This window comes from Geodermatophilus normandii (assembly GCF_003182485.1).
Classification (GTDB): Bacteria; Actinomycetota; Actinomycetes; order Mycobacteriales; family Geodermatophilaceae; genus Geodermatophilus; species Geodermatophilus normandii.
The window spans coordinates 1132501-1149115 of the sequence record NZ_QGTX01000001.1; the positions used below are offsets into that span (position 1 = coordinate 1132501).

Genomic DNA, 16615 nt, shown 5'->3' on the forward strand with positions numbered 1-16615 from the left:
CTGGACGCTCACCCGGGGCCCGACCGGTCGTGTCGTCTTCGGGATGCAGTGCTCCCACGTGCGCTGGCAGGAGCCGCCCATCACGACGAGGTCGCCGTGCCCGAGCGGGAAGCGCAGGGTCTCGCCGCCACCTCCGGCCGGGCGCAGGAGCAGGGGGCGGGGGGACCCGAAGGAGACGATCGCGACCATCGTGTCCTGGGTTCGGCTGCGCCCCAGCCGGTCGCCGTGCCAGGCGACGCTGTCGCGACCGTCCCGGTAGAGGCACATGCCCGCGGTGACGAACGGCTCGCCGAGCTCGTCCGTGTAGTGGGCGTCCAGCGCCGCGCGCGCCCCGGTCAGCAGCGGGTGGGGCAGGTCCTCGCCCCGGCCGTACCAGCGCAGGAGGCGGGGGACGGCGACCTCGCGGTCGTACATCTGCCGGCGGTCGGCCCGCCAGCCGATGTCCCCCAGCAGCACCTCGAGCACCTCGTCGGACCCGGTGACCCATCCCGGGAGGTGGTCGACCCACGCCCCGCGGCTGAGGACGTGGCGCCGGACCCGGCCCCGCAGCGGTGTGAGCGCCGCCTCCTCGGCGACGTCGAACATCGACGGCTGGTGCGCGAGCGTCATGGCGGCAGGCTACGCGGGATCGAACAGGTGTACGACCCCTCAGGCGGTCAGGGCCAGCGCGAAGGGCAGGACGCGGGAGGCACCGGCCAGGCGCAGCTCCCGCCCGGCGACCGTCATGGTCCAGCGGGAGTCGGCGAGGTCGTCGACGAGCAGGACCGGCACCGCGCCCAGCTCCTCCAGCCGCGAGCGCAGCTCCGGCCCGACGACGACCCGCTGCCACACGCCCGCCAGCCGGAAGGCGCTGTTCCCACCGGGTCCGCCGGTCGGCCCGCCGGAGGCCAGGGACATCTCCCCCAGGTACGGCAGCCGGCCCAGCCGCGCGAGCCCCTGCGCCACCCCGGTCACCAGCCGCGGCCGCCGGCGCGAGGGGACGGCCACCACCGCGGCGGGCCGCTCCGCCCAGTCCCACGCGCCCAGCACCCGGGCGCAGGCCCGGAGCAGGTCCTCGTCGGGCGGGACGTCGGAGATCGACCGCTGCACCGGGACGTCGAAGGCGGCGTCGGGGTCCTCCTCCAGGCCCGGGGCCTCGAGGTCGAGGGTCACCGTGCCGCCCACGCCGTCGTCCCCGAGGAGGGTCCGCAGGCGCTGTCCCCAGCCCAGGTCGGTGAGCCGGGCCACCGCCCGGCCCGGGTCCAGCAGCTCGCCCGCGGCGATCTTGCCCTTCACCTCGACGCCCAGCCGGTCGGCGCCGGTGGGCCACTGCGCGCGCGGCGCGAGCTCCACTCCCGGGCGGTCCAGGGCGGCCGAGGCCGCCTCCGCCGCCCCCTCGGGCACGTCGGTCGGGTACCAGGGGCCGGCGCAGACGTCGCAGCGGCCGCAGGGTGCGGCCGTCGGGTCGTCGAGCGCCTCCTGGAGGAAGGCCATCCGGCAGCGCGCCTCGTCCACCGGCTCCGCGTACGTGATCATCGCCCGCTGCTCGGCCTCGCGGGTGCGGGCGACGCGGGCGTAGCGGTCGCCGTCGTAGACCCACGGGCGGCCGGTGGACCGCCAGCCGCCCTGCACCCGCTCCACGGCCCCGTCGACGGCGAGGACCTTGAGCAGCAGCTCGAGCCGGGAGCGGCGGACGTCGGCCACCGTCTCCAGCCGGGCCACCGACCACGCCTTCCCGTCGGCCATCGCGGACAGGACGGCGGCGGCGTGGTCCTCGCGCGGCATGGACGAGGTGGCGAACCACTGCCAGATGGCCAGGTCCTCGGGCCCGGGCAGGAGCAGGACGTCGGCGTGCTCGACGGCGCGGCCGGCGCGGCCCACCTGCTGGTAGTAGCTGACCGGCGACGACGGCGCCCCGAGGTGGACGACGAAGCCGAGGTCGGGCTTGTCGAAGCCCATGCCCAGCGCCGAGGTGGCCACCAGCGCCTTGACCCGGTTCTCCCGCAGCGCCTCCTCGGCGTCCTTGCGGTCGGCGTCGTCGAGGCGGCCGGTGTAGGCGCGCACGTCGTGACCGGCGTCGCGCAGCAGCCCCGCCGTCTCCTCGGCGGCGGCGACGGTGAGCGTGTAGACGATGCCGCTGCCCGGCAGGTCGCCGAGGTGGGCGGCCAGCCACGCCAGCCGCGCGCGGTCGGTGGGCAGCCGCAGGACGCCCAGGCGCAGCGAGTCGCGCGCCAGCGGGCCGCGGACCGTGGTCACCCCGACGCCGCCGGCGCCGAGTTGCTCGGCGACGTCGGCCACCACGCGCTCGTTGGCCGTGGCCGTCGTCGCCAGGACCGGCGTGGCCGGCGGGAGGGTGCCGAGCAGGTCGCGGATGCGGCGGTAGTCGGGGCGGAAGTCGTGGCCCCAGTCGGAGACGCAGTGCGCCTCGTCGACGACGAGCAGGCCGCAGCGGGCGACCAGGCCGGGCAGCTGCTCCTCGCGGAAGCGCGGGTTGGTGAGCCGCTCCGGGGAGACGAGCAGGACGTCGACCTCGTCGGCGGCCAGGGCGGCGGCGACGTCGTCCCACTCGGTCGCGTTGGCGCTGGAGATCTCCACGGCGCGGATGCCGGCCCGGGCGGCGGCGGCCACCTGGTCGCGCATGAGCGCGAGCAGCGGGCTCACCAGCAGCGTGGGCCCGGCGCCGCGGCGGCGCAGCAGCGCGGTGGAGACGAAGTAGACCGCCGACTTCCCCCACCCGGTGCGCTGCACGACCAGCGCCCGCTCGGAGCGCTCGACCAGCGCGGCGACGGCGGCGTCCTGGCCCTCGCGGAAGACCGCGTCGGGCCGCCCGGTCAGCTCACGCAGGACCCCGAGGGCCTCGGTGGCGAGATCGGACGGCGGCGCGGCGGTGCTCATGGCTCCCGACAGTAGGGGCGTCCCCCGACAGCGGGACCGTCCGAGCGCGACCTGGGGACGGCGGGCAGGATGGGGACGATGCGACCGCCGGACAACCACGTGCACACCGGGTGGTCGTGGGACACCCCGAGCAGCGTGACGATGGCCCGGGCCTGCGAGCAGGCCGTGGCGCAGGGGTTGCCGGCGATCGCCTTCACCGAGCACCTGGACTTCACCGTGTGGGGTGCCGACGACCGCGCCACCACGCTGGGCCTGGTCGACCGGCACGCCTCGCGGCACGCCCCCATCGACACGCAGGGCTACTGGGCCGAGCTGGCCGAGGTCCGCGAGCGGTTCCCCGAGCTGCGGATCTGGTCCGGCGTCGAGGCCGGCGAGCCGCACCTGTTCTCGGCCAGCATCGCCGCCCACCTCGCCGACGCGCCGGTGGACCGCGTCCTCGGCTCGCTGCACTCGCTGCACGACGGCGACCGGCTCTACGGCGTCGGCCAGCTGCTCTACTCCGACGCCGACGGCACGATGCGCCGCTACCTCGCCGAGGTCGTCGACATGGTCGAGAGCAGCGACGTCTTCCAGGTGCTCGCGCACGTCGACTTCCCGCGGCGGTACTGGCCCGGCGGCTCGCACCGGTACGTGGAGAAGGACTACGAGGAGGAGTACCGGGCGGTGTTCCGCGCGCTGGCCGGCACCGGCCGGGCGCTCGAGGTCAACACGAGCAGCCCGCTGGCCTCGGTGGACCAGGTGCGCTGGTTCCGCGAGGAGGGCGGCGAGGCGGTCAGCTTCGGCAGCGACGCCCACCAGCCGGGCGCGGTCGGGCAGCGCTTCGACCTGGCCGTCGACGTCGTCGAGGCGGCCGGCTTCCGCCCGGGCCGCGACCGGTTCGACTTCTGGCACCGCTGAGCTCAGCCGGCCATCCGGTCCAGGGCCGCCCGCCAACCCCGGGCGAACGCGACGGGCCCGAGGAGTCGCTGGGCGAGCAGCACGGCCCGGCCCCGCAGGCCACGGCCGCCGGCGTGGTGGATGACGACGTCGACGTGACTGCCGCCGTCCCGCGGGGTGATCCGGACCTCGCCGGTTCCCCGGTCGCAGTGGTCGCTGTCCAGCAGCGTCCAGGTGACCCGGTCCGGCGTCGGCCACTCGTAGCGCAGCAGCACCCAGAAGGGCACGCCGGCGCTCCCCTCGCGGACGACGGCCCAGCCCTCGCCCTCCTCGAGGACCTCGTACTTCGCCGGGTCCAGCGAGCGCGACCAGACCTCCAGCCGGCGGGCGCCGGTGTCGGTGAGGGCCTCGCGGACCTGTGCCGGGGTGGCACGGGTGTCGAAGTCGAAGTGGACGCGCATCGCCGGCTCCCTCCGGACGGCCCCCGTGCCCGCGGTGATCGTCCCGCCGACGGTGCCTCGTGGGGAGGCGCCACCTCCTGCCAACTACTTCACCGCTAAGAGAAACGACGCTAGGGTCGCCGGGGTGACCTCCCGCCGCGCCGTGATCGCCCTCGGCGGCAACGCGATGACCGGGCCGGACGGCTCGGCGACGCCGGCGGCCCAGCGGAACGCGATCCGCGAGGCGGCCGGCCACGTCGCCGAGGTGGTGGCCGCCGGGGTCGAGGTGGTGCTCACCCACGGCAACGGCCCCCAGGTGGGGAACCTCCTGGTCAAGAACGAGCTCGCCGCGCACGTCGTGCCGCCGGTGCCGCTGGACTGGAACGTCGCCCAGACCCAGGCCACCATCGCCTTCACCGTCGCCGACGAGCTGGACGCCGCCCTGGCCGCCTGGGGGCTGCCCCAGCGCACCGCCGGGCTGGTCACGCGGACCCTGGTCGACGCCGACGACCCGCACTTCGCCGAGCCGTCCAAGCCGGTCGGCCGCTTCCTCCCGCGCGAGGAGGCGGAGCGGTTCGTCGCGCTCGGCCAGGTCTGGGAGGACCGCGGGTCGCGGGGCTGGCGGCGGGTGGTCGCCTCACCCGAGCCGCGGTCGGTCGTCGACTCCCCGGCCATCCACGCGCTCGCGGCGGCCGGCTTCGTCGTCGTCTGCGCCGGCGGCGGAGGCATCCCCGTGACCGCCGACGCCGCCGACGGCGCGCCCCTGCGCGGCGTCGAGGCCGTCATCGACAAGGACCTCACCGCCGCCGTCCTCGCGCGCGACCTGGGGGCCGACACCCTGGTGATCGCCACCGACGTCCCGAACGTCATGGTCGACTTCGGGACGCCGTCCCAGCGGCCGCTCGGCCGGGTCACGGTCGCCGAACTCCGCGCGCACGCCCGGGAGGGCCAGTTCGCGCGGGGCAGCATGGGCCCGAAGGTGGAGGCCGCCCTGCGCTTCGTGGAGGCCGGCGGCGAGCGCGCCGTCGTCACCTCGCTCGAGAACATCGCCGACGCCGTCACCGGTGACGCCGTCGGGACCGTCCTGCAGAAGGACCCTGCTGACCCCCACCGCTCGCAGGCTCGCGGCGGGCCCCCGCAGCAGGGCCACCCGTGAGAGAAGAGGAACAGGTGCCCGCACCGATCGAGGTCCGCAAGGTCCCGCTGCACAACGTGAGCGACGCCAGCGAGCTGGCCAAGCTCATCGACGACGGCGTCATGGAGGCCGACCGGGTCGTCGCCGTCATCGGCAAGACCGAGGGCAACGGCGGCGTCAACGACTACACCCGCATCATCGCCGACCGCGCCTTCCGCGAGGTGCTCCTGGAGAAGGGCACCCGGTCCAAGGAGGAGGTCGGGGAGATCCCGATCGTGTGGTCCGGCGGCACCGACGGCGTCATCAGCCCGCACGCCACGATCTTCGCCACGCTGCCCGAGGACGCCGTCGAGAAGACCGACGAGCCGCGGCTGACCGTCGGCTACGCGATGAGCGACGTGCTGCTGCCCGAGGACATCGGCCGCATCTCGATGGTGGAGAAGGTCGCCGAGGGCGTGCGCCGCGCGATGGAGGCCGCCGGCATCACCGACGCGGCCGACGTCCACTACGTGCAGACCAAGACGCCGCTGCTGACCATCGAGACCATCCGCGACGCCAAGAGCCGCGGCAAGGACACGTACTACGACGAGCCGCACGGCTCGATGGACCTGTCCAACGGCACGACGGCGCTGGGCATCGCGGTGGCGCTCGGCGAGATCGAGATGCCGGAGCAGTCGCAGGTCATGCGCGACCTGTCGCTGTTCAGCGCCGTCGCCTCGTGCTCGTCGGGCGTGGAGCTGGACCGGGCGCAGATCGTCGTCGTGGGCAACGCCCGCGGGCACGGCGGCCGGTACCGGATCGGCCACTCGGTGATGAAGGACGCGCTCGACCAGGACGGCATCTGGGACGCCATCCGCCAGGCCGGGCTCGACCTGCCCGAGCGGCCGCACGTCAGCGACCTCGGCGGCCGGCTGGTCAACGTCTTCCTCAAGTGCGAGGCCGACCCGACCGGCTACGTCCGCGGCCGGCGCAACGCCATGCTCGACGACTCCGACGTCTTCTGGCACCGGCAGATCAAGGCCACGGTCGGGGGCGTCGCGGCCTCGGTGACCGGCGACCCGGCGGTGTTCGTGTCGGTGGCCGCGGTGCACCAGGGGCCGTCGGGCGGCGGCCCGGTCGCCGCGATCGTCGAGGCGTAGGCCCGCCGGTCCCGGTGGTCACGGCCCGAGGACGGTGAGGAAGGCCGGCGGCACGGCGTCGACCAGCCACACGCCGTTGGCCGACCGCGTGAACACCGCCCCGGTGGCGGCCAGGCCCGCGGCGTCGACGCGCAGGACGGCGGCCCGCCCGCGGCGCTCGCCCACCGCCCGGGCGGTGGCCGCGTCGGGGCTCAGGTGCACCGCGTGCCGGCGCCCCGGACGCAGCCCCTCGGCGAGGACGGCCGGGAGGTTGCGCACCGGGGTGCCGTGGAAGAGCACGTCCGGCGGCGGCTCGGCGGTGTACCCGAGCGCCACCGGCACGCTGTGTCCCTGGCTGGCGCGGATCCGGGTGCCGCGGTCGTCGTAGGCGAAGCGCTGCTTGTCGTTGCCCGCGACGACGCGGTCGAGGTCCTCGCGGGTCAGCGGCAGGCCGTGCGCCGCCAGGGCGGCGAGCAGCGTGTCGACGTCGACCCACCCGGCCTCGTCGAGCCTGACGCCCACGGTGTCGGGACGGTGCCGCAGGACGTGGGACAGCCGCTTGCTGACCCGGACGACGTCGTCGCGCCTCACGGTCCGGCGAACCACGACCCCGGCGGCAGGTCCGGGGGCGGGGGCTCCGGGTTCCAGGGCTTCGGCGGCGTCCACGGCCACAGCTCCACCACGTCCGCCGCGGCCGCCCGGATCGCCGTCCCGTCGAGCTCGGTGGCCGTCTCCTCGACGCCGAGCTCCGGGCAGCGGACGACGACGGTGAGCGGCCCGTCCGGCGGCAGCGGGGAGAGCCACCAGCCCTGTTCGACGGAGCGGTCGTCGCCGCTTCCCCCCGTCGGCTGCCAGACCAGGTCCGGGTCGTTGCGGGGCACGCCGCCGCTGGCCACCCGCCGGCCGTCGGCCAGGCCCACCCCGACGAGCAGGCCGCCGCCGTCGAGGCCGTGCACCACCTCGTGCAGGCCCCGCCGCGGCGCAAGCGGCTCGCGGACCCGGACGAGGAGGGTCATCGACACCCCGGTCGAGTACACCTGCAGACCCGTCACGGCGATCGCCGCGTCCCGGGTGCGCGCGAGCAGCGCGTTTCCCGGCAGCGCCGTCGGCAGCTCGTTGTCCGGCGGGCCCATCCGGCGCAGGAACTCCTCGTCGGGCCCGTCCTCGCCACCCGGGGATCCGATCTGCCACACGGGCAGCAGCCTGGCGGGTCGAGCCGCGGATCCGCCAGCCGGTTAGCGTCAGGCCGACCGATCGGAGGGGACACGTGATCGACAAGCGGGTCGCGTCGCTGGCCGACGCCGTCGAGGGCATCGAGGACGGCGCCACGGTGCTCGTCGGCGGGTTCGGCGCCTCCGGCGTCCCGGTGGAGCTGGTGCACGCGCTGCTCGACCGCGGCACCACCGACCTCACGGTGGTCACCAACAACGCCGGGTCCGGCGAGACCGACGTCGCCGCGCTGCTCCGTGAGCGCCGGGTCCGCAAGATCGTCTGCTCGTACCCGCGCTCGGCCGGCTCGATCTGGTTCGAGGAGCGCTGGCGGGCCGGCGAGGTGGAGCTCGAGCTCGTCCCCCAGGGCACGCTGAGCGAGCGGATGCGCGCCGCGGCCGCGGGGCTCGGCGGGTTCTTCACCCCGACCGGCGCGGACACCCGGCTCGCCGAGGGCAAGGAGGTGCGCGTGATCGACGGGCGCCGGCACGTGTTCGAGGAACCCCTGCCCGGCGACGTCGCCCTGGTGAGGGCGGCCCGCGCCGACCGCTGGGGCAACCTGGTCTACCGCACCGCCGCGCGGAACTTCGGCCCGACGATGGCCGCCGCGGCCGCGCTGACCGTCGTCCAGGTGGACGCGTTCGTGGAGCTCGGCGAGCTGGACCCCGAGACGATCGTGACGCCCGGGATCTTCGTCGACCGCGTCGTACAGGTGGAGGCAGCGTGAGGCTGGACGTGCGGGACGTCGCCCGGCGGATCGCCCGGGACATCCCCGACGGCGCCTACGTCAACCTCGGCATCGGGCTGCCCACGCTGGTCGCCGACTGCGTGGGCTCCGACAAGGAGGTCGTCTACCACTCGGAGAACGGCATCCTCGGGATGGGCCCGGCCCCGGCGCCGGGCGAGGAGGACCCCGAGCTGATCAACGCCGGCAAGCAGCCGGTGACCCTCCTGCCCGGCGGGGCGTTCTTCCACCACACCGACGCGTTCCTGATGATGCGCGGCGGCCACGTCGACCTCACCGTGCTCGGCGCCTTCCAGGTCTCCGAGCGCGGCGACCTCGCCAACTGGGCCACCGACGACGCCTCGCACCCCCCGGCGGTCGGCGGCGCGATGGACCTCGCCGTCGGCGCCAGGCAGGTGCTGGTGATGACGACGCACACGACCAAGGCCGGCGAGCCCAAGCTCGTGCCGCGCTGCAGCTACCCGCTCACGGCCGCCGGCGTGGTCGACCGCGTCTACACCGACCTCGCCGTCCTCGACGTCACCGCCGACGGCTTCCTGGTGCGCGAGATGGTCGCCGGGCTCACCCGCGAGGACCTGCAGGGCGCCACCGCCGCGCGGCTGTCGTTCGCCGACGAGGTCGGCGTGCTCGGTCAGCGGGAGTAGTACTCCACGACCAGCTGCTCCTCGCAGACCACCGGGACCTCCTCGCGGGCCGGGACCCGCTCCACCCGGGCGGTGAGGTCGGCCGGCCGCACCTCGAGGTAGGCCGGGGCCTCGGCGTGCGCGCCGGCGGCGGCGACCTGGAACGGCTCCTTGGTGCGGGAGCGCTCGGCGATGGAGATCCAGTCGCCGGGCCGCAGCCGGTGGGAGGGCCGGTCCACCCGGCGGCCGTTGACCAGGACGTGCTGGTGGGTGACGAACTGGCGGGCCTGGTAGATGGTCCGCGCGAAGCCGGCCCGCAGCACCGTGGCGTCCAGCCGCGACTCGAGGTCCTGGATCAGCGCCTCACCCGTCTTGCCGCCGGTCCGCCGCGCGCGGTCGAAGGCGCGGCGCAGCTGGGTCTCGCTGACGTCGTACTGCGCCCGCAGCCGCTGCTTCTCCAGCAGCCGGGTCGAGTAGTCGCTCTGCTGCTTGCGCTTGCGGCCGTGCTCGCCCGGCGGGTACGGGCGGCGCTCGAAGTAGCCCACCGCCTTCGGGGTGAGCGGCAGGCCGAGCCGGCGGCTGAGCCGGACCTTGGGACGCGGGGTGTTCACCGGGACCTCCAGAGTTAGGTTAGGTTCACCTTACCCGCACGCCGACCGCCGAGGTGATCGATGACCGCCGGCTCCTCCCCCCGCGCCGCCGGCACCACCGGCATCCCGCAGCCCCTCCCGGCCGAGCGCGCCCGCACGGTGGCCGCCCGGGCCTCGGCGGCGCTGCACGCCGTCGGCGTCGGCGCGGTCGGGGTCACGGTGGGCGGGACGACTGCCGCCGGGCAGGTCCTCGTCGTCGTCCCCGCGGACGGGCGGCTGGCCGGCGCGCTCCGGAGCTCCCCGCTGGGCGACCTGCCCGCGCGGCTCACGGTCACCGACCGCGCGCCGTTCCCCCTGCGGCACCCCCTGCGCGGGCAGGTGTCGCTGTCGGGCTGGCTGACCCCGGTCCACCCCGCCGACGTGCAGCGGTCCCTGCTCGACCTGGCCGAGGTGCGCCCGTCGGACGCGCTGCTCGACGTCGGCCTCGGCGCCGTGCTGGTCCGTCTCGACCTCGCGGAGGTCCTGCTCACCGACGCCGGGACGACGGCCGAGGTGGACCCCGACGACTTCACCGCCGCGCGGCCGGACCCGGTGAGCGCCGACGAGTCCGCCCTCGCCGCCGCGCACGCCGGCGCACTGGACTCCCTGCTCGGGCGCGTGCAGACCTGGGCCGGCCCGCGCGACGACGTCCGCCTTCTCGGCCTGGACCGGCACGGCGTGCGCGTCCGCGTCGAGGCGCGGGCGTCCTGCCACGACCTGCGCGCCCCCTTCCCCGCGCCGCTGACCGGCGGCGACGGCCTGGCCGCGGCGCTGGGCACCCTGCTCACCTGCGGTCCGGCGTAGATCCGGTCGACCGGCGACGAGATCGGCGGTCTCGTCGCCACCGGGACGCCTCGGCGGACGAGATCGGCGGTCTCGTCGCCACCGGGACGCCTCGGCGTGCGAGATCGCCGATCTCGACGGAGCGGGAGCGGCCGATCAGGCGGCCGTCGCGGCGCGGGCCTCCTGCGCGAGGGCCGCCAGGGCCTGCTCGAAGCACTCCCGCGGCGGCTGCACCAGCCCGGCGCCGACCTGGCCGGTGCCGGCCACCCGCCCGGCCATGCCGGTGTTGATCTGCGGCAGCCAGCCGGTGCGCGCGACGGAGAGGACGTCGATGCCGGTCGGGGCGCCGCGGAACCCGAGGATCGGGATGGCCATCGCCGGGTTCTCGGCCAGCGTGAGCTGGTACATCCGCTCGGTGGTCGCCAGCGCGTCGGGGACGCTGCCGCCCACGAACCGCACGATGGCGGGGGCTGCGGCCATCGAGAACCCGCCGACGCCGTAGGTCTCCATGATCGCGGAGTCGCCGATGTCGGGGTTGGCGTCCTCGGGGCCGTAGTCGCCGAGGAACAGGCCGACCGGCGTCTGCGCGGGGCCGGTGAACCAGCGGTCGCCGGTGCCCGCCGTCTGGACGCCGAACTCGGTGCCGTTGCGCGCCATGACGGTGACCATCGTCGAGCCGGGGACGTCGCGGGCGGCGTCCATCGCGAGCTTCGCCGTCGGCATGCCGAGGTTGAGGAAGAAGTGCTCGTTGCCGCCGATGAACGCCAGCGCCGCGGCGGTGTCGGCCGAGGGCGCGTCCAGGGCGACCAGCGCCGGCGAGAGCTCGCGCAGGGTCATCAGCGAGCCCGCGCGGTTGCGGTTGTGCCCCTCGTCGCCCATCTGCAGCATCTGGGCGAGCACGGCCTTCACGTCCAGCGGCTCGGCCATCGACCGCACCGCCCGCGACAGCAGCGGGCCGAGGACGTCGCGCATCCAGGCCAGCCGGGTGAGCACCTCCTCGTTGAAGGCGCCCATCCGCAGCACCTTGCCCAGGCCCTCGTTGAGGTTGCAGTACGCGCGGCCGCCGTTGACCGGGTCCTCCAGGCACCAGGTCCACATCGACGGGCTGGTCACCCCGGCCATCGGCCCGACGGCGGAGTGGTGGTGGCAGGGGTCGAGCGTCACGCCGCCGGAGGCGAGCAGCGCCTCGGCGTCCTCCACCGTCGAGGCCCAGCCCTCGAACAGGCAGGCGCCGATCAGCGCCCCGCGCATCGGGCCCGAGGCCGCCTCCCAGGTCAGCGGCGGACCGGAGTGCAGCAGGACCCGGCCCTCGAGCCCGAGCGTCTCCCGCGCCGGCCGGACGTCGGTCAGCACCGACCCTGCCGCCAGCACCCGCTCGACCGCGGTCCGGTTGGCCGCGGCGCGGCGCGGGTCGAGGGCCAGCGCGGCGAGGTCGGCGGGCTCGCCGATCGCCGGCGGCCGCCAGTCGACGTCGCCCACCGGCACCCCCTGGGCGCGCAGGGAGCCGGAGAAGACCTCGACCCCCGCGGCGACGACGGCCGGCGGGCCGTCCAGCAGTCCACCCAGCGCTCCGGTCGAGGTCACAGCTCGGCTCCCAGCAGGTCGATGGCGTACCGCGTGGCCGCGGCGTTGGAGGCGAAGACCGCGGCACCGGCCGCGGCGAGGGCGTCGGCCTGCCGGCTCCAGCCCTGCGGGTCGGCCTCGGTGCCGACCAGCGCGACGACGACGGGCAGGTGCGCCCGTGCCCGGGCGGCGGTGAGCGCGGGCGCCAGCGCGGCGGCGGGGTCGGCGTCGGCGCCGTGGCCGAGGACGACGTCGAGCAGCAGCACGGCGGGTTCGCCGGAGGCGGCCAGCCGGTCGATCGCCTCCAGCCGCAGCGTCGGGTCGATCATCGGGTGCGCGCGGCCCACCGTGAGGGCGTCGTCGCCGAAGTCGACCACGGTGTGCCCGGGGGCGGACAGGTCCGTCCCGAGGGCGAGCTCGAGCCGCAGCGGCGTGTTGGAGCGGACGTCGCCCAGCACGGGGACCGCGAGGAGCATCGCCTCGTCGGCGAGCGTGCCGCCGGAGTAGAGGCCCTTGAGGACGGCGCCGGGCAGCGCGGCCTCGGCCGGACCGGGGCGCGAGGGCCAGACCGGCACGTCGCGGCCCATGTCGGCGAGCAGCGCCTCGACGGCGGCGGTGAGGTCGGGCGTCTCCGGGCTCAGCGCGGCCGACCGCACCGGGGTGGACAGTCCGGCGGCGGCCCGGGCGACCGCCTCGGCCACCGACGGCGCCGGCGGCTTGGAGACGACGAGCACCCGCTCGGTGGCCGGGTCGGCGTCCAGCGCGGCGAGAGCGGCCAGGGTGGCCAGCCCGCCGACGGCCTCGGACAGGTCGCGCCCGCCCACGCCGAGGACGTGCGAGACGCCGACGCCGGCCGCGTCGAGCAGGCAGGACACCTGCTGCGCGCCGGTCCCCGACGCCGCGACGACGCCCACCGGGCCGGGGCGGACGACGTTGGCGAAGCCGAGCGCGACGCCCGAGACGATCGCGGTGCCGCAGTCGGGGCCCATGACCAGCACGTCGGCCTCGGAGGCGGCCCGCTTGAGCGCCACCTCCTGTTCCACCGGCACCCCGTCGGAGAAGACCAGGACGCTGCGGCCGGCGGCGATCGCGTCGGCGGCCTCGAGCGCGGCGTACTGCCCGGGGACGCTGACGATCGCCAGCGCCGGGCCGCCGGGGTCGAGGTCCTCGAGGCCGGCGGCGATCGTGCGCGCGGGCTGGGCGTCGGCCGTCGCACGGGAGCGCTCGCGCTCGGCCAGCGCGGCGTCGACGGCGGCCACCGCGGCGGCCAGGGCGTCGTCGTCGACGGCCCGGACGGCGATGAGCAGCTGGTCGGGCGACGGCGTCTCGTCGGGCGCGAGCCCCATGCCGGCGGCGAGGTCGACGTTGAGCGGGGTGGCCATCGCGACGAGCACCGCGACCACCCCCTCGCGGGCGCCGACGTCACGGCTGACCTGCATCAACCGGACGGAGTCGGCGTAGACGCCGCTGCGCAGGGAGACGTGCCGGACGCCCTCTCCGGGGCCTGGAGCGCTCACCCCGCCGACCGTACCGGGCGGTGCCTCAGCGGTGAGATATCAACGGCGCAACGATCTTGTTGCCGCTCGAACATTTAGCGCTGAGGCACTTTCGCGCCTGCGTGTCGCGTGACACTGTGACGGCCTCCCGGGGGTGGCGGCACCTCCCGGGCCACATCGGTCGTGCCCGTCGAGGAGGGCCCCATGGCGTTCGGTTGGAAGCTCTACGAGGGTGGGAAGACCCCGCCACTGGGCGAGGCCGTCGCACCCGACGAGCGCCTCTCCTGGCCGCGCACCGTCGGCATCGGGGCCCAGCACGTCGTCGCCATGTTCGGTGCGACGTTCGTCTTCCCGCTGATCATGGGGTTGGACGCCAACCTCGCGATCATGATGAGCGGCGTCGCCACGATCATCTTCCTGCTCATCGTGCAGGGGAAGGTGCCCAGCTACCTGGGGACCAGCGCCGCCTTCGTGGGCGGGGTCGTGGCCATCCGGGCCAACGGCGGGGACTCCGGTGACGTCGTGGGGTCGATCCTCGTGGCCGGCGTCGTGCTCGCGCTGGTCGGCCTGGCCATCCACTTCGTCGGCCCGCGGGCCATCAACGCCGTCCTGCCGCCGGCGGTGACCGGCGCGGTCGTCATGCTGATCGGCTTCAACCTGGCCCCGGTCGTGGCCGGGACGTACTGGCCGCAGGACCAGTGGGTCGCGCTGGCCACGATGGTGTTCATCATCGTCGCCTCGCTCCTGCTGCGCGGCTTCTGGGCCCGCGTCTCGATCCTCCTCGGCCTGGTCTTCGGCTACCTGCTGTCCATCCTGCTCGACGTCACCGCCGGTCAGATCACCTCCGTGCTGCCCGGGCAGAACCTGCTGGACGCCGACGGCAACCCCTGTACCGCCGCAGGCCCGTACTGCGTCGCGACGGCGTTCCCCCACGACCGCATCAACTTCGACGCGGTGGGCCAGGCCGACTGGATCGGCCTCCCCACCTTCACCGCGCCGAGCTTCTCCGTGAACTTCAGCCTGCTGGTGCTGCCCGCGGTGATCGCGCTCGTCGCCGAGAACGCCGGTCACGTCAAGGCCGTGTCCGCGATGACCAAGCGGGACCTCGACCCGGTGATGGGGCGGGCGATCTTCGCCGACGGCGTCGGCACCGTGGTCGCCTCGGCCGTCGGCGGCTCGCCCACCACCACCTACGCCGAGAACATCGGCGTCATGGCCGCCACCCGCGTCTACTCGACGGCGGCCTACTACGTGGCCGCGATCGTGGCGATCCTGCTCGGCCTGTGCCCGAAGTTCGGTGCGCTGATCAACATCATCCCGGGCGGGGTGCTGGGCGGGATCACCGTCGTCCTCTACGGGATGATCGGCCTGCTGGGCGCCAAGATCTGGAAGGAGAACCGGGTCGACTTCGCCAACCCGATCAACCTGGTGCCGCTGGCCGCGGGCATCATCATCGCGATCGGCAACGTGACGCTGCAGATCACCGACTCCTTCCCGCTGAGCGGCATCGCGTTCGGCACGATCGTCGTCGTGGTCGGCTGGCACGTCGCACGGTCGGTCGCACCGGCCGAGATGAAGGCGGCGCTCGTGGAGGAGCGCGGGTTCGTCGACGGCACCGGCCCGGCCCTCGGGCACAGCGGCCGGCACGAGGTCAGCGCCGACCCGTCGTCGGTGGACCAGGTGGGGCGCCCCGGCGCCGACGGCCGTCGCAGGGACATGCTCGAGAAGTGAAACCCGCTCCCTTCCGCTACGCCGACCCCCGGTCCCTCGACGAGGCGCTCGACGTCCTGGCCGCCGACCCCGGCGCCAAGGTGCTCGCCGGCGGGCAGTCCCTGCTGCCGCTGCTGGCGATGCGACTGGCGGCGCCGGCCACGCTGGTCGACGTCAACCGGGTGCCCGGCCTCGACGCCGTCGAGGTCACCGGGGACGGCGTGCGGGTGGGCGCGCTCGTCCGCCACGCCCGGCTGCTCCGCGACGAGCCGGCCGCCCGGGTCCAGCCGCTGCTGGCCCGGGCGACGGCGAACGTCGCCCACCCCGCCATCCGCAACCGCGGGACGACGGTCGGCTCGATCGCCCACGCAGACCCCTCCGGCGAGATGACCTCGGTGCTGGCGCTCACCGGTGGCTCGGTGACCGTGGCGACCGCGGGGGCCGGGAGACCGTCGGCTGGCGGGACCTGTTCGTGGGGCCGCTGGAGACGTCGCTGAGCGGCGGCGCCGTCGTGGTCGACGCCTTCTTCCCCGCCCTGCCGGAGCGGTCCGGCACCGCCTTCGCCGAGATCGCCCGTCGCAAGGGCGACTACGCCGTGTGCGGCGCCGGCGTCGTCGTGACCCTCGACGCCGACCGCCGGGTGTCCGCGGTGCGGGCGTCCTACATCTCCGTCGGGCTCGTGCCCGAGGTGCACGACCTCACCGAGGCCGTGGCCGGCAAGCCCGTCGACAGCGCCGACTGGGCCGCGGCCGGCGCGCTGGCCCGCACCCTCGTCGACCCTGACACCGACATCCACGCCAGCGCCGACTACCGGCGCCTGCTGGTGGGCGTGCTGACCGAGCGCACGCTGGCCGACGCCGCCGCCGAGGCCGCCCAGAGGAGTGCCGCATGACCAGCTCGATCGACACCGAGCGGACCGTCCGCGTGACGGTCAACGGGGTCCCCCGCGAGGCGACCGTCCCGGTGCGCCGGGTGCTGGCCGACGCGCTGCGCGACGACCTCGGCCTGACCGGCACGCACGTCGGCTGCGCGCACGGCGTCTGCGGCTCCTGCACGGTGCTCGTCGACGGCGAGCCGGTGCGCTCCTGCCTGGTGCTGGCGGTGCAGGTCGACGGCGCCGAGGTGACCACGGTCGAGGGCCTGGCCCGCGAGGACCACCAGGGCGGGCAGGTGCTGCACCCGGTGCAGGAGGCCTTCCGCGAGTGCCACGCCCTGCAGTGCGGCTTCTGCACGCCGGGCTTCCTGGTGACGATCGCGGCGGGCCTGGAGGCGCGGGACCGCAGCGCGGAGATCACCGAGGAGGAGGTCGACGAGCTCGTCGGCGGCAACCTCTGCCGGTGCACCGGCTACGCCAACATCAAGAAGGCCGTCCGGCACGCCGCCGCCACGATGCGGGACGCACGGTGACCGCCGT

18 protein-coding genes (1 of these 18 cut by a window edge) are annotated in these 16615 nt (G+C 75.3%); 10 read left to right on the plus strand and 8 right to left on the minus strand.

Annotated elements, in window-relative coordinates; translation table 11 throughout:
* Together JD79_RS05620 and JD79_RS05625 are read right to left on the minus strand one after the other, a co-directional pair.
* Positions 1-609: the 5' portion of an alpha-ketoglutarate-dependent dioxygenase AlkB gene (locus JD79_RS05620; protein ID WP_110004723.1), read on the minus strand. 24 nt of this gene lie to the left of the window's left edge; only the first 609 of its 633 coding nucleotides appear in the window; its start codon is at positions 607-609; its stop codon lies off the left edge, out of view.
* Between the two features lie 39 nt (positions 610-648).
* Positions 649-2874 (minus strand): RecQ family ATP-dependent DNA helicase, encoded by a 2226-nt coding sequence (locus tag JD79_RS05625; RefSeq protein WP_110004724.1) that lies wholly within the window; start codon positions 2872-2874, stop codon positions 649-651.
* A gap of 78 nt (positions 2875-2952) precedes the next feature.
* On the opposite strand from JD79_RS05625, the gene JD79_RS05630 reads away from it, so the two are divergent.
* On the plus strand, positions 2953-3771 hold the full coding sequence (locus tag JD79_RS05630) for a PHP domain-containing protein (protein ID WP_110004725.1): 819 nt from the start codon (positions 2953-2955) through the stop codon (positions 3769-3771).
* A gap of 2 nt (positions 3772-3773) precedes the next feature.
* On the opposite strand, the gene JD79_RS05635 is transcribed toward JD79_RS05630, so the two are convergent.
* Positions 3774-4211: an SRPBCC family protein gene (locus JD79_RS05635; protein ID WP_110004726.1), complete on the minus strand. Its 438-nt coding sequence runs from the start codon at positions 4209-4211 to the stop codon at positions 3774-3776.
* A gap of 124 nt (positions 4212-4335) precedes the next feature.
* Here JD79_RS05635 and JD79_RS05640 point away from each other — a divergent pair, with 124 nt between their 5' ends.
* Both JD79_RS05640 and bar read left to right on the plus strand, forming a co-directional pair.
* Positions 4336-5346 carry a carbamate kinase gene (locus JD79_RS05640; RefSeq protein ID WP_110004727.1) on the plus strand — a complete coding sequence of 337 codons (1011 nt, stop codon included), beginning with the start codon at positions 4336-4338 and terminating at the stop codon, positions 5344-5346.
* 14 nt (positions 5347-5360) lie between these two features.
* Positions 5361-6464: a barbiturase gene (gene bar, locus JD79_RS05645; protein ID WP_110004728.1), complete on the plus strand. Its 1104-nt coding sequence runs from the start codon at positions 5361-5363 to the stop codon at positions 6462-6464.
* A gap of 18 nt (positions 6465-6482) precedes the next feature.
* Here the strand turns inward: bar and JD79_RS22465 are convergent, their stop codons facing one another.
* Both JD79_RS22465 and JD79_RS22470 read right to left on the minus strand, forming a co-directional pair.
* Entirely contained in the window at positions 6483-7034 is a 552-nt protein-coding gene (locus JD79_RS22465) for an RNA 2'-phosphotransferase (protein WP_170149130.1), read from the minus strand.
* On the minus strand, positions 7031-7636 hold the full coding sequence (locus JD79_RS22470) for a hypothetical protein (RefSeq protein ID WP_170149131.1): 606 nt from the start codon (positions 7634-7636) through the stop codon (positions 7031-7033). The genes JD79_RS22465 and JD79_RS22470 overlap by 4 nt, the downstream gene beginning before the upstream one ends.
* Before the next feature lie 74 nt (positions 7637-7710).
* Here JD79_RS22470 and JD79_RS05655 point away from each other — a divergent pair, with 74 nt between their 5' ends.
* Positions 7711-8379 (plus strand): 3-oxoacid CoA-transferase subunit A, encoded by a 669-nt coding sequence (locus tag JD79_RS05655; RefSeq protein ID WP_110004729.1) that lies wholly within the window; start codon positions 7711-7713, stop codon positions 8377-8379.
* Positions 8376-9041, plus strand: coding sequence for a 3-oxoacid CoA-transferase subunit B (locus tag JD79_RS05660; RefSeq protein ID WP_110004730.1), 666 nt, complete (start codon positions 8376-8378; stop codon positions 9039-9041). The genes JD79_RS05655 and JD79_RS05660 overlap by 4 nt, the downstream gene beginning before the upstream one ends.
* On the opposite strand, the gene rpsD is transcribed toward JD79_RS05660, so the two are convergent.
* A complete protein-coding gene (rpsD, locus tag JD79_RS05665) occupies positions 9029-9631 on the minus strand; it encodes a 30S ribosomal protein S4 (protein WP_110004731.1) in 603 nt (200 codons plus the stop codon). The two genes, JD79_RS05660 and rpsD, sit on opposite strands and share 13 nt — an antisense overlap.
* Positions 9632-9691: 60 nt before the next feature.
* Here rpsD and JD79_RS05670 point away from each other — a divergent pair, with 60 nt between their 5' ends.
* Complete coding sequence (locus JD79_RS05670) at positions 9692-10453, plus strand: DUF2470 domain-containing protein (protein ID WP_110004732.1); 762 nt, start codon at positions 9692-9694, stop codon at positions 10451-10453.
* A 135-nt stretch (positions 10454-10588) separates the two neighbouring features.
* Here JD79_RS05670 and JD79_RS05675 read toward each other — a convergent pair whose 3' ends face one another.
* Together JD79_RS05675 and JD79_RS05680 are read right to left on the minus strand one after the other, a co-directional pair.
* Positions 10589-12016, minus strand: coding sequence for a YlbE family protein (locus tag JD79_RS05675; protein ID WP_245899770.1), 1428 nt, complete (start codon positions 12014-12016; stop codon positions 10589-10591).
* A complete protein-coding gene (locus tag JD79_RS05680; protein WP_245899772.1) occupies positions 12013-13512 on the minus strand; it encodes an AllF/FdrA family protein in 1500 nt (499 codons plus the stop codon). The genes JD79_RS05675 and JD79_RS05680 overlap by 4 nt, the downstream gene beginning before the upstream one ends.
* Before the next feature lie 183 nt (positions 13513-13695).
* Between JD79_RS05680 and JD79_RS05685 the strand changes: the two genes are divergently transcribed.
* From JD79_RS05685 to JD79_RS05695, 4 genes are read left to right on the plus strand one after another with little or no spacing between them, the layout of a single operon-like run.
* Positions 13696-15222: a uracil-xanthine permease family protein gene (locus tag JD79_RS05685; protein ID WP_110004734.1), complete on the plus strand. Its 1527-nt coding sequence runs from the start codon at positions 13696-13698 to the stop codon at positions 15220-15222.
* Positions 15219-15698, plus strand: coding sequence for an FAD binding domain-containing protein (locus JD79_RS23510; RefSeq protein WP_245899774.1), 480 nt, complete (start codon positions 15219-15221; stop codon positions 15696-15698). Before JD79_RS05685 ends, JD79_RS23510 begins: the two co-directional genes overlap by 4 nt.
* Complete coding sequence (locus JD79_RS23515; RefSeq protein ID WP_245899776.1) at positions 15674-16093, plus strand: FAD binding domain-containing protein; 420 nt, start codon at positions 15674-15676, stop codon at positions 16091-16093. The genes JD79_RS23510 and JD79_RS23515 overlap by 25 nt, the downstream gene beginning before the upstream one ends.
* Entirely contained in the window at positions 16090-16608 is a 519-nt protein-coding gene (locus JD79_RS05695) for a (2Fe-2S)-binding protein (protein ID WP_110004735.1), read from the plus strand. Before JD79_RS23515 ends, JD79_RS05695 begins: the two co-directional genes overlap by 4 nt.
* The last annotated feature ends 7 nt before the right edge of the window (positions 16609-16615 follow it).

What these genes read in the sequence shown, in the direction of transcription:
- JD79_RS05625 (WP_110004724.1), bottom strand. Translation starts at nt 2,874, where the DNA reads ATGAGCACCGCCGCGCCGCCGTCCGATCTCGCCACCGAGGCCCTCGGG.
- JD79_RS05630 (WP_110004725.1), top strand. Translation starts at nt 2,953, where the DNA reads ATGCGACCGCCGGACAACCACGTGCACACCGGGTGGTCGTGGGACACC.
- JD79_RS05635 (WP_110004726.1), bottom strand. Translation starts at nt 4,211, where the DNA reads ATGCGCGTCCACTTCGACTTCGACACCCGTGCCACCCCGGCACAGGTC.
- JD79_RS05670 (WP_110004732.1), top strand. Translation starts at nt 9,692, where the DNA reads ATGACCGCCGGCTCCTCCCCCCGCGCCGCCGGCACCACCGGCATCCCG.
- JD79_RS05685 (WP_110004734.1), top strand. Translation starts at nt 13,696, where the DNA reads ATGGCGTTCGGTTGGAAGCTCTACGAGGGTGGGAAGACCCCGCCACTG.
- JD79_RS05695 (WP_110004735.1), top strand. Translation starts at nt 16,090, where the DNA reads ATGACCAGCTCGATCGACACCGAGCGGACCGTCCGCGTGACGGTCAAC.